Source organism: Vibrio sp. R10-SF1-ISO8, assembly GCF_059833805.1.
Genome location: NZ_JCBDHL010000010.1, coordinates 354209 through 368517, shown reverse-complemented (window position 1 = coordinate 368517; position 14309 = coordinate 354209). Strand labels below are relative to the sequence as shown.

The following is a 14309-nucleotide window of genomic DNA, read 5'->3' as shown; positions in this document are numbered from 1 at the left end:
GTTAATAGAATGTGGCTCAAACTTTGACAGAAAAATAACACTCACAATGAGATCTTAAACTCAATTAATCAATTTAATGAATGATATTCGTAGTGTTGCATTTTATCTTTTGCTCGCTTTTTAAGCATACAAAAATATAGGATGTAACATAATGAAAAACGGATATAAACTTTCCGCCCTTGCTGTTGCTATTTTGGCTTCAGCGTCGGTTTCAGCAAACGTCAGTGCTGACCCAACTCCAGTTAATTCTCCTTTCATCACAGATGTTAAAGGCAATATCATTGAAGATTATTCGGCTAAGCCAGCCGAGCCTGCGTTTTTCTCTATGCGCATGTTCAGTACACCTGCTGAAGATCGTGGTGATTGGTTCAATATGTCGGCCAATTACTCAAGTATTCAAGGTGTAGGCTCAGATATTGTTTATGATTTCATGCTGCCACCACTTAAACCTCAGCCTATCATTGTTGCGGTGCTAGATTCAGGTGTCGACATTGACCACGAAGATCTAAAAAACAAACTTTGGACCAACGAAGATGAGATCCCAGATAATGGCATCGATGACGACGGTAACGGCTACATTGATGATGTGCACGGCTGGAACTTCTTGGGTAACTCTCTAGGAATTAACGTTGATCAAGATACGTTAGAAGTGACCCGTGAGTACAAAAAGTACTTAGAACTTAAAGAGGGTAACCACTGGATTCCGCCAAAGAAACGCAAATACTATCAAGGTGTTGAGGCTGACTACCTAGAGAACGTTGAGTATTACACCGCGGCTCTAGAACAAGTGACAGCAGCGACTGAACAAGCTAATGGCTACAAAGCGCAAATCTTAGCCTTGGTTGAGCACAAAGATTTTACTGTCGATGGTCTACAAGTTCTGCTTTCTCACTCTAACGCTGATGTGGTTGCAGCGGCTCAAGGATTACTTGGCGTGTTTGATTCTTGGTATTCATTTGAGTATTTAGAGTCACGTACAAGCCGTTATAAGGAATCTTTGGACTATCACTATAACCTAGACTTTGATACCCGTAGAGACATCGTTATGGACGATATCACTAACCCTTGGGAAAAAGGCTACGGCAACAATGATGTAAAAGGTCCAGTGGGCGCTCATGGTACACACGTAGCGGGTATCATTGCCGCTGAGCGTAATAATGGCTTAGGGGTTGAAGGTATTGCGGATCACGCACAGATCATGGCAGTGCGTATGGTGCCAAATGGTGATGAGCGTGATAAAGATATCGCGAACGCAGTCCGCTACGCAGTAGATAACGGTGCAAAGATCATCAATATGAGTTTTGGTAAGAGCTACTCACCACGTAAACATATTGTTGACCACGCTTTCCGCTATGCAGCGCGCAAAGGGGTGCTTATTGTTCACTCGGCGGGTAACAGCAAAACGGATAACGATATCAAGCCAAGCTTCCCGAACCGTTTCGCTAAGCACAAATGGTCTCGTCCAATCTCTACTTGGATGGATGTTGGTGCATCGGCGAAATACGCAGATGACTCTATGGTCGCAAGCTTTAGTAACTTTGGTCAGGAAACGGTAGATGTGTTCGCTCCTGGCTATCGCGTTCTTTCCTCTACACCTGACAATAACTATGCTGCGTATAGTGGTACCAGTATGGCTGCGCCTGTGGTTTCGGGTGTGGCTGCCTTGGTATGGTCTCACTACCCAGAGCTATCAGCGAAAGAGCTTAAAGCGTTGTTGATGAGCAAATCACGTACGTATCCAGAGTTATTAGTGAAGAAGCCATCGTCTCCAGAAGATTTAGTACCATTTAGTACGCTATCTATCTCTGGCGGTATTGTTGATGCAGAAGCGATTTTCGCTGAGCTAGCAAGTCGATAGTACGATAATTGGATGTAAAAGAGGTCGCGTGATGCGACCTCTTTTTTTTGCAACTAAGCCAGTGCTTGCCTCAAGCGTTGCATTGCTTGTTCTAATGTACTCGCCGGGCAGCCGAGGTTAAGTCTGACAAAACCGCAACCTTCTTTGCCAAACGCAATCCCCATACTTGGGACAAGCCCCGCTGCGACAAACTTTTGCTCCAACTCGGCGTCAGTCAGGTTGAGAGGGCGGCAGTCTAGCCAAGCCAAATACCCGGCTTGTGGCGCAGTAAACTTCACTTCAGGCAGTTCCGCTTGCAAAAACTGCTCAAGCTTAACGATGTTTGCGCGAAGATAGTCTTTTAACTCGGTTAACCAACCAGAACATTCTTGATAAGCAATAGTCGCTGCACTCATAGAGAGACTGTTGAACACGTCCATGCCATGCGCATCTAGCCGACGAATAAACTGAGTTCGAAGTGACTCATCTGGAATCATAAAGTTAGAGATTCGTAGTGACGACAACCCAAATGTCTTACTCGCTGCTGTTGCGACAATCAGGCGTTTAGTGAGCGCTTGCGGCAGACGTAAAGCAGAGTAATACCGCTCATCGCCAACCACTAAATCACCCCATATTTCATCACTTAGAAGCCACACTTGGTACTGCTCGCAAAGCTCGGCAACCTTTGTAATTTCGCTTTCAGACCAAACTCGTCCTGTTGGGTTGTGCGGGTTACACAAGATCATCGCTTTTGCACCATTGGCGAAACAACTTTCGAGGTGATCAAAGTCGAGTTGATATTCGCCTTTAGTTTCTGCCAATGGGTTTTCAACGACAACACGATCGTTGAGCTCAATGATCTTACGGAAAGAACCATAGCCCGGACTTTGCATGACAATGCCGTCACCTTTTTCGGTGAGCATTTGCAGTGCCATTGCGAGTCCAGGAAGTACGCCGTGTACTGTGGTAATCCAATCGCGTTGAATATGAGTATCATGTTGGTTTAGATACCAATCGATGGTTGCTTGGTAATACGCATAATCGCGTTCCGCGTAACCAAAGATCCCATGCTCAACACGTTGGTGTAGTGCGTCCAACACCACGTGTGGCGCCTTAAAATCATAGTCAGACACCCACATTGGGAGCAAATCCGTTCCAGTTAATCCCAGCTTTTGCTGCATAAAGTCCCACTTAACAGAGCCACTTTCCTTGCGGTTCAGAATTTGGTCGAAAGCGTTCATCAATGATTTACCTTATTTTGTTTCTACTGCTGGTGTATTTGAATGCTCGTCAGCAATCTGTTGCTCGTTTTGCTGTGGTTTTGCTTTTGCGATACCAAAGCCAGTGAAGCCGTAAATCAGAGCGAAGATCACGCCGGTGTAACATTGAATCGCCCACGGTAGGTAATCTAATGTCGCCACGCCCAATGTGCCTGCCATGTAGATACCTGCGGCAGTCCAAGGGACTAACGGTTCAATGATGGTGCCTGCATCTTCGATGGTGCGAGACAAGTTCTTGGTGTCTAAGCCCATCTTGCGGTAAGCGTTTTGAAACAACTCACCTGGAATCAACAGTGCCAGTTTGCCGTCAGAAGTGGTGAAAACCACAGTGATGGTTGCCACAACAGTTGAAGCAATCAGCTGACCTGTAGTGTGAATTGCATGCAGGAACTTACCTAGCACCACGTTTAGTGCACCTGTCAGGCTCAAGATACCCGCGAAGGCAAAGGCACAGAATACTAATAGAATTGTGCTCATCATCGAGAACAGACCACCGCGGTTAAGCAGCTTTGCGATATCAGGAACCAAGCCATTTACACTGTGACCGTTAGCTTCAAACATCGCCAGGTTGAAGCCGTCGACGTATGCTTGGAAGCCTTGGTTTAGACTAAAGTCTTGGAAAATCATACCCAAAACAATTGCTATAGCTGAAGCGCCAAGCATCAATGGTAGAACAGGCTTTTTCGTTAACGCGCCCCACAGGATCATGACTGGTGGAATAAGAAGTAGGATGTTGAAGTTATAGAGATTATCTAAACCCGAGATGATTTGAGCAACTTTCTCTGGTTCGTGAATGTTGGAGATATCAGCACTTTGACCAGCGAAAAAGAACACTACAGAAGCTATCACAAAGCCCGGTATTGTAGTGTAAAGCATATGTTGAATGTGTTCGTACAAGGTAGTGCCAGAAACGACAGGCGCAAAGTTAGTTGAATCAGAAAGCGGTGAGATTTTATCACCAAAATAGGCACCAGATACTACTGCACCAGCGGCGGCTGCCAGCGAGACGTCTAGTCCTGCTGCAACGCCCATTAGTGCGACGCCAACCGTACCCGCAGAGCCCCAAGACGTCCCCGTACACACGGAAACGACACTAGTGACAAAGAAAGCGGCAATAAGAATGTATTCAGGACTGATGACTTTAAGTCCCCAGTACACCATGTAAGGGATTGTGCCGCTGACCATCCAGCTACCAATAAGGCCGCCAACGGAGACCAAAATCAAAATGACAGGCATCGCTTTTGCCAGTTTTTCTACGATGGCATTGATAATGTCATCCCAGCTGTAACCAATTTTCCACGCGATAAGGCCAGTAAAGGCAGCTGAAATCAGCAATAGAACTTCAATGCGAAGTCCGAGTATTCCGTATCCGACAACCAGAAGTGCAAACATCACCGCGATAGGGGCGAGTGCGATTCCGAACGACGGCAGAGGCTTAGAATTTGTCATGTTATTTATCCTCAGGATCGATGTAGGGTTTGTTCGCAGTGGATAGTAACGGTCATATAATAGGCAAAATGAGAGCGGTGTGTTGTTTTCATGTAAGCGCATACATGAGGTGCGCGAATGTAAGATTCATCACAGTTTTATCCGATCTTTTGTATTGCATTGACGGTTTGGCGGCTAACTAAGCTCGCTTCGAATTGATGCTTATTCGGCGGAGAATAGCCACTTTTACTTAAATTTAGCGCCAGTTTCGCTGCATATGTTGACATTTTATCAATTGGGTTATGCATAGTGGTTAATCGAGGGTAGAGGTATCGCGCTAACAACACATCATCAAAGCCAACAATGGAAATGTCTTCCGGGACCGACAGTCCTTGCTCATGCAAACTCGCCATTAAGCCAGCAGCCATCACATCGTTAAATGTCACCACGGCAGTAACGCCCGGGCATGATTGGAGAAGCTGACGCCCCGCCTCTTCACCACCAGATTCACTGAAGTTTTGGTTGATGACCCAGCCTGTTGGAATGGCTAAGTTAGCTGCATTCATCGCATCTCGATAGCCTTCAAGGCGATCGGTGCGGTCTTCAATCGGCAGGTCACTGGTGACACATGCAATTTTGCGGTGACCTTGCTGAATCAAATATTCGACTGATTTCCGTGCGCCTGCTCGATTGTCCACCCAGACAGAACGATTGGAGATTTGTGCAATAGTGCGGTTGAGCAATACCATTGCCGGAAGGTGAGCTGCGTATTGCATTAGCGTAGCGTCATCGAGCATCTTGGAGTGGACGACCATAGCTTCACAACCTTGGTTGATGAGAAAGTCGAGCCCCTCTTTTTCTCGCTGAGCATTGTGCCCACCACTGACAACGACCAACTGGCAGCCATTAGCTCGTGCAACTTCTTCAACGCTTTTGGCGATTAGGGCAAAGAAAGGATCGGCCAAATTTCCTGTTAGTAAGCCTAAAGTGTTGTTGCTGCGCTTTGCCAGTGCAGTGGCGCGCGCGTCCCTTCGGTAGTTGAGCTGTTTGATGGCACGCTCGACTCGCTCTTGCGTCACTGGCTCGACATAACTGGTTCGGTTGATGACGCGTGAGACGGTTGCTGTCGAAACACCAGCTAGGCTCGCGACCTCTTTCATGGTTGCCACTCATTTTCTCCAAGGTGGGTATTAAGGGAGTCGAAACGGGGCAGAGTGTAGCGATTATTTATTGTTGATTATGTTAGTAAGCTCAAAGGATAGAACTTTAGAAATTCGCGCAGGTGGCTTGTTTCGGTAATTCAACAACATAGAAAAACAAAAAAGCCACGCACCTAAATAAATTGATAAACGTGGCTAGCTGATTGGTTTTTTGTTGGGCTTAGCCTGCGGTTGGCCCGACGAGTCTTTGCTGCCAGTCTTCGAGTATGCCTGTGTCTAAACGGCGTTGAATCAAAGCTCCCCATGATTCAACTAAGGGCAAGGTAGACATCTCTTGTAGAAGTGTCGGCTCTAAGCAACCTTCAAAAACGGCACCCATAACACGCGCAAGTGACCAATCTGGATAAGGCCTCTCACACAGAATGATTTCATCACCTACGCCAATGTCACCTTCTTCTAAGACACGGAAGTACCACCCGGTTCTTAGCGTATCTTGAACTCTTTTCGCCATATCATGTTGGTCGATTCGGACATTGAGCTTCCAACACGGCATGCGTCCTTGCGACACTTCGAGCAGAGTTGAACCAATACGTATTTTATCTTTAAGGCAGATGCTGGCTTCTGTCACTCCGGATGAACTTAGATTTTCGCCAAAAGCGCCCACGGACTGCAAAATGGCTTTATCACCGAGATCTTTTTGCCAAAGTGGGTAGTGCTCGCTTGGGTAAATGTGAAGGGCTTTTTGAATGCCACCATGAAAGCGCGGATCGCCTTGTTCATCGTTGGTAAAGCCAACTTCATTGGCGTGTTGTCGTTCTGTGCGAACCTGTTTGTTGATGGCACTTTGTGCGCCATGCGCGAAGGGCTTTGTTTTTCCTGTCAGAACCGCGTTTACAACACCGAGCTTTTTCATGCTTCCTCTCACACTCTCTTCAATCAATCTACTTGGCATGATAGCCTAGACTAATAGTGACGGAATAGGGATGTAAAGACAGTTAACCATGTCAACTCGCCAAATAGAGTCTAACTCAGGGGTGGCCACTTCCAATGAGATGATGGCTGCAAACCCTCATTTGCCTGCTTTAGTGAAAACGATAGATATGCCGAAAGGCTATATTGACCATCTGCACCAACATACTTGGCACCAGATTATTTTTCCGTTAAAGGGCTTGCTACAAACTCAAACAGAGCAGTACCAGCATCTTGTGCCTCATACATCGGTTTTGTTTGTTCCTGCGGGTGTCCAGCATGAATCCATCGCCTTAAGTTATACTACCTTCATTGGTATCTATCTCAATCCAGCGTTTGGTGCGCCTTACGAGTCTGATGTGCGCACAATTTCTCTTACGCCATTTCTCAATGAGCTATTGCAAGAGATTCGTCGCCAGTGTGAGCGTCATGTAGAGGATGATGAGTTAGCGCGTTTGTTAGCGGTGCTGCATGACCAAGTATTGCGAGATAACGTACAGACTTATCAGCTACTGTTGCCCAAAGATCGGCGCTTAAAGCTTATCTTCGAACAACTTACAGAAACGCCTGCATCGGCAATCTCACTCAAAGAGTGGGGAGAGAAAGTTGGCGCCTCGGAGCGAACATTATCGCGCTTGTTTGCCAAGGAGTTTAATACCTCATTTCAGTTATGGCGTCAGCAGATCCGCTTAATCTATTCGCTCTCATTGCTGGATGAAACGCATTCGATTCAAACCATCGCCGATCGCGTCGGGTATCAAAATGACTCCTCATATATCAAAGCTTTTAAGGCGTATTTTGATGTGACTCCTCAACAGTTCCGTCATCAAACCTGTTAATCTAAAGGCAGTTGGAAGGTACTCTTGATCTCTTTTACCGACACATTTGATTGAATAGCGCTGACTCCTTTGACGCGTCTGATCGAGCTGATTCGTTCAAAGTATTCATCAAGATCTTTCGCGACCACTTGCACAATGTAATCTGCTCCGCCAGCAATACAATGACACATGAGTATCCAATCGGACTCTGCGACATAATCTTCAAATGGTTGGGTATTTTCGACCTCATGGCTGCCTAAGGTCACCAGTGTAAAGCCCGAAACCTGAAAGCCGAGTTTCTTACGATTCAATCGAGCTGCATACCCCTCGATATAGCCCTCTTCCTCCATCTTTTTCCAGCGTCTCCAGCAAGGCGTTTCGCTTAGGTTCACTGTCTCTGCTAATTTGGAGTTACTCATTCTGCCATCTTTCTGTATATGTTCTAAGATGGATAAATCTGTACTATCTAGTTCAAAATTGGTGGATTCTCTCTTTTTCATGTCTTAAATGGAAATAGTCTGCCTTAAATTGCTTTAATGTTAACCCAAATAGCAATTTTATTCCTGAGCGAATCGTTAGACTGGATCTCATATTGAAATTATCACTTTATGGGAGAGAGCAATGAGTGCTCAACTGATGACAGCTTTTATGTTGTTTGCAATATCGATTTCATTAACGCCAGGGGCGGGGAATATTGCTTTAGTAGGGCTGTCGAGCCGTTATGGCATTGGGGCAACGCTACCGTTTATTCTCGGTAACGCGGTCGGTGTGGTGGCGATTTTGGGCGGTGCGAGTATTGGCTTGGTGAGTTTATTTACTCTTTACCCCGAACTTTACAATGTCTTGAAATGGTTAGGGGCGGGTTACTTGCTCTACATGGCTTGGGGCATTGCCAACATGGAGATGGACGAAAACTCAAGTATCAAGAAATCTGGTTTTATGTCGGGTATTTTGGTTCAGATACTTAACCCGAAAAGCTGGGTCGCTTCATTGACCGTGTTCTCTCAGTTTATTTCCCCAACTAGCGATTACCTAACTCAAGTGGTGATTATTATTAGCGTGATGGTGTTTACTGGTGTCATTGGTATGCTGCTATGGGCGTATTTTGGTTCGATGCTTAATCGCTTTATCCAATCTCCGCAAAAAATGGTCTGGATAAATCGAGGCTTTGGTGCCAGTTTAGTACTTGTCGTGGTGTTTATGGTCAGTCAGCCGAGCCTATGATTAGGCTTAGCCGTACTTACTTGCTTAGGTACGTTGGTGTTGAGTTGACTTTCTTTTGTTAGCAAGCGCTTTTGGTTAGGCAAGCAACCAAACATCAACTGGGCAAAAGTCCGCGAGCTAGATTACGCACGGGAGAAACGTGATCTTCGAACGGCACTTGTCGCCGAAGAAATGTAGTACCTTCAACGAGTTCAGGGGTGCTAATCCGATCCATTCGAAAATGACGAAAATCTTTACGTGTCGGATCCCAGGCAACCAAATACCATAGTGGTGGTAAAATCAGCATAGCTTGTGGCTCAACATTTCGTTGGGTTATGGTTCCTTTAGCGTCACGGTATTGAAAACGCAGGTGTAGCCGTTGTAGAAAAGCTTGCTCGAATGCGGGAAGCAGTTCGGAATCCATCGTTCCCATATCAGATATGTCAACCTGCGGAGCAAGCTTTCCGATATACAAGCAACCTAGAAAATGACGCAGATCGCGTACTTGGTCTGAGGGGAGTGCTTTCTCTATCTTCGCAAGCCCTACGTCCGCGAGACCAGAGAAAGGTAGGTTTCCGGCCGCGCGCATTGATTCAACGCTGATGAGAAGCGCAAAAACTTCAGAAACTGACAAGCGCACGGTGGTTTGAATTGATCGTGAATCAAGTTGCAAACCACCTCCGCGACCTGGTTCAGAGTGGATGACAACCCCCTCATCACGAAGCGCGCTAATATCACGCAAGATTGTTCGCCTAGATGAGCCAACCTCTTGAGCAAGGTCAGCCACGGTGGAAGTACCGTTGCGGCGAAGGCTACGTATTATCGATTCTTGTCGTAGGCGAATATTCATTTCTAAAGTTTACCATTCAATGGTGCCAGTATTTGGCACCATTAACATATACAGTTTCTCTGTCCTCGTCAGCAACAAGGTTTCGAGGTTGCCACGCACACTCGTAAATGTTTATAGCCTAAAGCATCCCTCCTAAGTAGGAGGCGCAGTCTGACGATTCCATCCAGATAAAGGAGAAATGTAATGTTTAATCCAACCGATTTTCCCAAGCCCACTTTTGTTTCAGTCAATGACGTGAAACTTGAAGTCTTCGAAGCAGGCTCGCAAAATGCTGGAAACCCCATTGTGCTATGTCATGGCTGGCCGGAGCATGCCTTTTCTTGGCGTTATCAGATACCAGCTCTCGTAGAAGCGGGATACCATGTCATCGTCCCAAACCAGCGCGGGTACGGCAATTCGTCCTGTCCGACAGAAGTCACTGCTTATGATATAGATCATTTGTCGGGTGACTTGATCGCGCTTCTTGATCACTACGGATACAAAGACGCCACTTTTGTCGGTCATGATTGGGGAGCGATGGTGGTTTGGGGTCTGGCTTTATTGCATCCAAATCGTGTCAAAAAAGTCATAAACCTAAGCTTGCCTTATCAGGAACGCGGAGAAACTCCTTGGATCGAATTTATGGAACAAGTACTCGGCAGTGACTACTATTTTGTCCATTTTAATCGGCAGCCAGGTGTTGCAGATGCGGTATTGGATGAGAACACGTCTCGATTTCTGCGTAATCTGTATCGGAAAAATGAGCCACTAAGAGAACCAGAGCCGGGCATGGCGATGATCAATCTCGCCAGAGTCGATACACCGCTCGGGGAGCCGTTAATGAGCGACACTGAGCTGGCGGTTTTCGAATCCGCTTTTAAATCAACAGGCTTCACTAGCAGTATAAATTGGTACAGAAATCTTGACCGTAATTGGCATCTATTAGCAGACGTAAATCCCATCATTCAAGTGCCGACGCTTATGATCTATGGCGACCGAGATGTGATCCCTAAGTCCGAAAGGCTAACTATGTTTGTTCCTAATGTAGACGTAGTCAACCTAGATTGCGGCCATTGGATTCAGCAAGAAAAGCCGCAAGAAACCAACCAAGCAATCTTAAGATGGTTGCACCAACAAAGTAGTACCGCTTAGCTCTAAGCCAGAGTCATTGCTTGAAATCTTCCACACCGAGCTATCTGATATGGCTCAGTGATTGTCCATTCTAAAATACAGATTAAACTGTTGATCCAGTTTTATTGATATTCTGGTGTCCCAGATAGTTTTAGAGGAAGCTAAATGAACGATACTGAAAAGCAAAAAATTGTCGATTCGCTTGGTCGCTTACTTGAAGAACACTATGTTTTACCCACTATAGGTAAAGAATTGAATTTGATGCTTCAGCAAAACTATTATCGAGGCAGGTATCATGGTGAGGCGTTGATTGAGGGCTTTATAGAAAAGCTAACGCAGGATGTATTTTCTTTATGCAATGATAAGCACTTCAAGATTATAACTAATGATTCTATTGTTCCTCCTGAACAGCGATTTAGGAGTAGCAACTTTGGCTTTGAAAGACTGGTTTTTATTACGAGCGAAGTGGCTTATTTAAAGCTATCTCGTTTTTGCTCTCCTTCTTTTGCTTCGCAAATTGCTCATGAAACTATGAGTAAAATGGCAGGCATAGAGCACCTTATTATCGATGTTCGAAATAATGGTGGAGGGCATCCTGATATGGTTAAGCTAATCACGTCATATTTTTTTGATAGCAATAATTCTATTTTATTAAATACCATTCGCTGGCGAGATGACCCCTGCTTGGAAGAGTTTTGGACTGATTCAGATACTAATAGCTACCCAGAACTTAACTTATATGTGTTAACAAGCAATGAGACCCTGTCTGCTGCTGAAGAGTTCTGCTACAACCTTCAATGCTTAGAGCGAGCCTTGCTGATTGGTGAAGCAACAGGTGGTGCAGCCCACCCTTGTCGGTTGTTCGACCTTACCCTAGGCCTATCAGTTGCAATTCCTGTAGGTGAAGCAATTAACCCTATTTCCAATCGAAACTGGGAGCAATGCGGAGTGATACCTGATATTGCCGTAAGTGCGGGCGATGCACTGAAGGTAGCGTTGGAGAAACTAGGTTTAAAAGAAAACGCGGATATAGGCTTGTTTAACGAGAGTTGAGACATTAATGGATATGAGCTGTAGCTCCACATAACATAGGTTCGAAGGGTCCGTGGTAGATTCCTAGCCCTTCTCTGCAACTCGCTTTGGTTCACTGATGGCAGTTGAGCAATTTTGTTCAAGTTTTTTATTGATGACTTGAATATATTGGCCTAGGAATTATGTGAAAGGGCTCAAGAAAAGGAGGGAGCGTGGGTAAAGATAATCACTTCAAATATACAAGCAGTTCTCAGCAGGATGAGGTGTCTATGCTGTGTGCGGTTATGAGTGATTTTACCTACGCAAAGCATGCGCACGAGGAGTACTCAATCGGCTTAACGCTTCAAGGCCGACAAGACTTTTTCTGTCGCAGCGCTTTTTATAAAAGCACTCCCGGCAGTGTGATGCTTTTCAATCCGGAAGACATACATGATGGTCACTCAGGTGTAGAGCAAAACTTAGAATACGTGATGCTCTACATCCATCCGAATGAGCTGCATCCTCTGTTTCAGGCGCTAGGCCATAAAAAGAACACGACACTTAGGTTAAACCAAACCTTATTTGATGACTCACTTTTAAGGCGTCAGGTTTATGCCATGTCTCAGCGTTTACAAGGAGAGTCTTACTCAAAGATTGAACATGAAGCGAGCCTGTTTCAGTTAGCACAATCTTTAACTCGTCTGCATGGAAGCCTTGAACTTCCGATTCACAAGACGCGAGCAGACAGGCTTTTGCTTAGAGCGAAAGAGTATATTTTGGCGAACCTTGCTTATGATATCTCTATTGATGACATTGCAGAGGTCGCCAACATGTCGAAGTTCCATTTCATCCGCGCCTTTCGCGAGCACTTTTGCATAACTCCACATCAATATGTTTTGAATTGTCGCATCAACTATGCGCGCAGACAGTTATTGGCAGGACACAGCTCAACGATTGCCGCTGTCGCCTCTGGCTTTGCAGATGCAAGTCACCTTAACCGTAACTTTAAGCGCGTATTTGGCATGACACCAAAACAGTTTCAGCTTCAGTGGAGCCGATAAGCTAAGCGGCTCACTGTGTTTTTGGAGTGCTAAATGTCAGAAATCTTCGCCTACGCGATCGGGGTGATGTATACCCCTGGCCCTGTGAACCTTTTGGGGTTACATAGTGGCTTGAACAGAAATACACGTTCTCACCTTGGGTTCTTTATTGGCGTCGGAATGGCGATGTTCATTTTGTTCGTCATGCTAGGATTTATTGGATTAAAGGTGATTAATCCGCAGGTTCTACCTTTCATTAGCTTGGCGGGTTGCCTGTATATATTGCATATCGCGTGGAAGGTTGCGGGCGCGAATGTCGAACTCTCTCAAGATACCAGCGATTCGAATTCGCTGAGTTTTCGCGATGGCTTGTTCATGCAGCTACTTAACCCTAAGGCATTAGTCGCGACCTTGCCTGTATCAACGATTCAGTTTCCAAGTGTTGGTATTACGGGCAGTGCGATTGTGTTGTGGTCTTTAGTGTTAGCTATTTTGGCTTTTGGCGCACCGACAGGCTACTCATTGGCGGGGTTGGTATTAGGCAAACGAATTTCTAATCCGAGTTACTTTAAAGTGTTCAATCTCCTGATGGCGGCGCTGCTTGTTTATGTTTCGCTGACCATAGGTTATGAGCATGTGGTTACACCGCTTTTGGCTTTGTAAGTAAATAGGCTCTCAGGAGGCGCCGAACGGCGCTATCCTGAGAGCGATAACGACTTAAAGCTCCAATGTTTCACCATCTTGCGGGATAAGGACTTTATCGCTTAACCCTTCAGCATCTAGCGAGCGTTTCAGAGTGTCTCGATCTATTGGGCAGTGGTTTAGCGCTTCCATGTGGTTGGCAATCACCTTGTTCGGCGATAAGCGAATAAACTCCATCACCTCATCGCTCGACATAAGCAGCGGCTGGCCGACATCCATCTGAGCTTGCCCTGTTGCGACCACAGTAATATCAGGCTTTAGCTCACTCAGCGCTTTTCTTACATCAGGTGTTAATACGGTATCACCGCTAATGTAAAGGCTCGGCTCGTTCGGCAGTTGAAGGAAGAAACCACAACCATTCGCCATCACTTTATGAATCCAGCCATGACCGTGTTGGGCAGGTACGGCGGTAATCGAGCCCCCAAGAAATGGCGTGGTTTGCCAAGGTGTTAGCCCATTGGCAACTGTCATTCCGTACTTCTCTAGGTAAGCTTGGTCTTGGCTCAATGTGGTCACTGGCACGTTCTGCTCAATCAGGAACTTTTCACCGGCAGGATCTAAATGATCTCCATGCTGTAGCGGCTTAAAGCCAAAGGTCTGGCTATGGGTAATCAATGACTGGTTAACCTTGCTAAGCAGGGCGTTCGCATTGTTTGGTAAATCTACAGTTGGGTTCTTTGCTGCTTTAAAGCGAAACACGGAAAACGGCGGCATAGAGCCCTTAACACCTAGCATCGGGTCAATCAAAATATAGTGCTCGCCAGACTCAATAACGAACGTCGCGCTGCGTAAGTGGTGAATTTTCATGTGTAACTCCTATCTGGTTGATAGGGTAAGTATGCAGCTTAGTGGTATTGTGCAATACTGGTCAAAAGGACAACTACCGCTCAAATCGGGTCAA

General features: G+C 45.8%; 14 protein-coding genes. 7 read left to right on the top strand and 7 right to left on the bottom strand.

Annotated features, from left to right (window positions below):
• The first annotated feature begins 151 nt into the window (after positions 1-151).
• Positions 152-1858 carry a S8 family peptidase gene (locus AC6R00_RS07275; protein ID WP_500639858.1) on the top strand — a complete coding sequence of 569 codons (1707 nt, stop codon included), beginning with the start codon at positions 152-154 and terminating at the stop codon, positions 1856-1858.
• 53 nt (positions 1859-1911) lie between these two features.
• Here AC6R00_RS07275 and AC6R00_RS07270 read toward each other — a convergent pair whose 3' ends face one another.
• The 4 genes from AC6R00_RS07270 to AC6R00_RS07255 all read right to left on the bottom strand — a co-directional run bounded on the left by AC6R00_RS07270 (position 1912) and on the right by AC6R00_RS07255 (position 6618).
• Positions 1912-3078 (bottom strand): MalY/PatB family protein, encoded by a 1167-nt coding sequence (locus AC6R00_RS07270; protein ID WP_500639857.1) that lies wholly within the window; start codon positions 3076-3078, stop codon positions 1912-1914.
• A gap of 12 nt (positions 3079-3090) precedes the next feature.
• On the bottom strand, positions 3091-4566 hold the full coding sequence (gene nhaC, locus AC6R00_RS07265; protein ID WP_500639856.1) for a Na+/H+ antiporter NhaC: 1476 nt from the start codon (positions 4564-4566) through the stop codon (positions 3091-3093).
• 137 nt (positions 4567-4703) lie between these two features.
• Entirely contained in the window at positions 4704-5714 is a 1011-nt protein-coding gene (locus AC6R00_RS07260; RefSeq protein WP_500639855.1) for a LacI family DNA-binding transcriptional regulator, read from the bottom strand.
• A gap of 211 nt (positions 5715-5925) precedes the next feature.
• Positions 5926-6618, bottom strand: a complete 693-nt coding sequence (locus AC6R00_RS07255) for an MOSC domain-containing protein (RefSeq protein WP_500639854.1) — start codon at positions 6616-6618, stop codon at positions 5926-5928.
• Positions 6619-6706: 88 nt separating this feature from the next.
• Between AC6R00_RS07255 and AC6R00_RS07250 the strand changes: the two genes are divergently transcribed.
• The gene (locus AC6R00_RS07250) at positions 6707-7513 is read left to right on the top strand and encodes an AraC family transcriptional regulator (RefSeq protein WP_500639853.1); all 807 of its coding nucleotides are present in this window, start codon (positions 6707-6709) and stop codon (positions 7511-7513) included.
• On the opposite strand, the gene AC6R00_RS07245 is transcribed toward AC6R00_RS07250, so the two are convergent.
• On the bottom strand, positions 7510-7992 hold the full coding sequence (locus AC6R00_RS07245) for an Lrp/AsnC family transcriptional regulator (protein WP_500639852.1): 483 nt from the start codon (positions 7990-7992) through the stop codon (positions 7510-7512). The genes AC6R00_RS07250 and AC6R00_RS07245 overlap by 4 nt on opposite strands.
• Positions 7993-8113: 121 nt before the next feature.
• Here AC6R00_RS07245 and AC6R00_RS07240 point away from each other — a divergent pair, with 121 nt between their 5' ends.
• Positions 8114-8716, top strand: a complete 603-nt coding sequence (locus AC6R00_RS07240) for a LysE family translocator (RefSeq protein WP_500639851.1) — start codon at positions 8114-8116, stop codon at positions 8714-8716.
• Between the two features lie 94 nt (positions 8717-8810).
• Here AC6R00_RS07240 and AC6R00_RS07235 read toward each other — a convergent pair whose 3' ends face one another.
• Positions 8811-9545, bottom strand: coding sequence for a helix-turn-helix transcriptional regulator (locus AC6R00_RS07235; protein WP_500639850.1), 735 nt, complete (start codon positions 9543-9545; stop codon positions 8811-8813).
• A gap of 183 nt (positions 9546-9728) precedes the next feature.
• On the opposite strand from AC6R00_RS07235, the gene AC6R00_RS07230 reads away from it, so the two are divergent.
• The 4 genes from AC6R00_RS07230 (at position 9729) to AC6R00_RS07215 (ending at position 13369) form a co-directional block, all read left to right on the top strand.
• On the top strand, positions 9729-10676 hold the full coding sequence (locus AC6R00_RS07230; protein ID WP_500639849.1) for an alpha/beta fold hydrolase: 948 nt from the start codon (positions 9729-9731) through the stop codon (positions 10674-10676).
• Between the two features lie 144 nt (positions 10677-10820).
• The gene (locus AC6R00_RS07225) at positions 10821-11708 is read left to right on the top strand and encodes a S41 family peptidase (RefSeq protein WP_500639848.1); all 888 of its coding nucleotides are present in this window, start codon (positions 10821-10823) and stop codon (positions 11706-11708) included.
• Between the two features lie 191 nt (positions 11709-11899).
• Entirely contained in the window at positions 11900-12727 is an 828-nt protein-coding gene (locus tag AC6R00_RS07220; RefSeq protein WP_500639847.1) for an AraC family ligand binding domain-containing protein, read from the top strand.
• Between the two features lie 33 nt (positions 12728-12760).
• Positions 12761-13369, top strand: coding sequence for a LysE family translocator (locus tag AC6R00_RS07215; RefSeq protein WP_171803511.1), 609 nt, complete (start codon positions 12761-12763; stop codon positions 13367-13369).
• Positions 13370-13423: 54 nt separating this feature from the next.
• Here AC6R00_RS07215 and AC6R00_RS07210 read toward each other — a convergent pair whose 3' ends face one another.
• A complete protein-coding gene (locus tag AC6R00_RS07210) occupies positions 13424-14215 on the bottom strand; it encodes an MBL fold metallo-hydrolase (RefSeq protein WP_500639846.1) in 792 nt (263 codons plus the stop codon).
• Between the last annotated feature and the right edge of the window lie 94 nt (positions 14216-14309).

Excerpts from the sequence above, each read along its gene's own strand:
- AC6R00_RS07275 (WP_500639858.1), top strand. The coding sequence starts at position 152 with ATGAAAAACGGATATAAACTTTCCGCCCTTGCTGTTGCTATTTTGGCT.
- AC6R00_RS07270 (WP_500639857.1), bottom strand. The coding sequence starts at position 3,078 with ATGAACGCTTTCGACCAAATTCTGAACCGCAAGGAAAGTGGCTCTGTT.
- nhaC (WP_500639856.1), bottom strand. The coding sequence starts at position 4,566 with ATGACAAATTCTAAGCCTCTGCCGTCGTTCGGAATCGCACTCGCCCCT.
- AC6R00_RS07255 (WP_500639854.1), bottom strand. The coding sequence starts at position 6,618 with ATGAAAAAGCTCGGTGTTGTAAACGCGGTTCTGACAGGAAAAACAAAG.
- AC6R00_RS07250 (WP_500639853.1), top strand. The coding sequence starts at position 6,707 with ATGTCAACTCGCCAAATAGAGTCTAACTCAGGGGTGGCCACTTCCAAT.
- AC6R00_RS07245 (WP_500639852.1), bottom strand. The coding sequence starts at position 7,992 with ATGAAAAAGAGAGAATCCACCAATTTTGAACTAGATAGTACAGATTTA.
- AC6R00_RS07240 (WP_500639851.1), top strand. The coding sequence starts at position 8,114 with ATGAGTGCTCAACTGATGACAGCTTTTATGTTGTTTGCAATATCGATT.
- AC6R00_RS07235 (WP_500639850.1), bottom strand. The coding sequence starts at position 9,545 with ATGAATATTCGCCTACGACAAGAATCGATAATACGTAGCCTTCGCCGC.
- AC6R00_RS07230 (WP_500639849.1), top strand. The coding sequence starts at position 9,729 with ATGTTTAATCCAACCGATTTTCCCAAGCCCACTTTTGTTTCAGTCAAT.
- AC6R00_RS07225 (WP_500639848.1), top strand. The coding sequence starts at position 10,821 with ATGAACGATACTGAAAAGCAAAAAATTGTCGATTCGCTTGGTCGCTTA.
- AC6R00_RS07215 (WP_171803511.1), top strand. The coding sequence starts at position 12,761 with ATGTCAGAAATCTTCGCCTACGCGATCGGGGTGATGTATACCCCTGGC.
- AC6R00_RS07210 (WP_500639846.1), bottom strand. The coding sequence starts at position 14,215 with ATGAAAATTCACCACTTACGCAGCGCGACGTTCGTTATTGAGTCTGGC.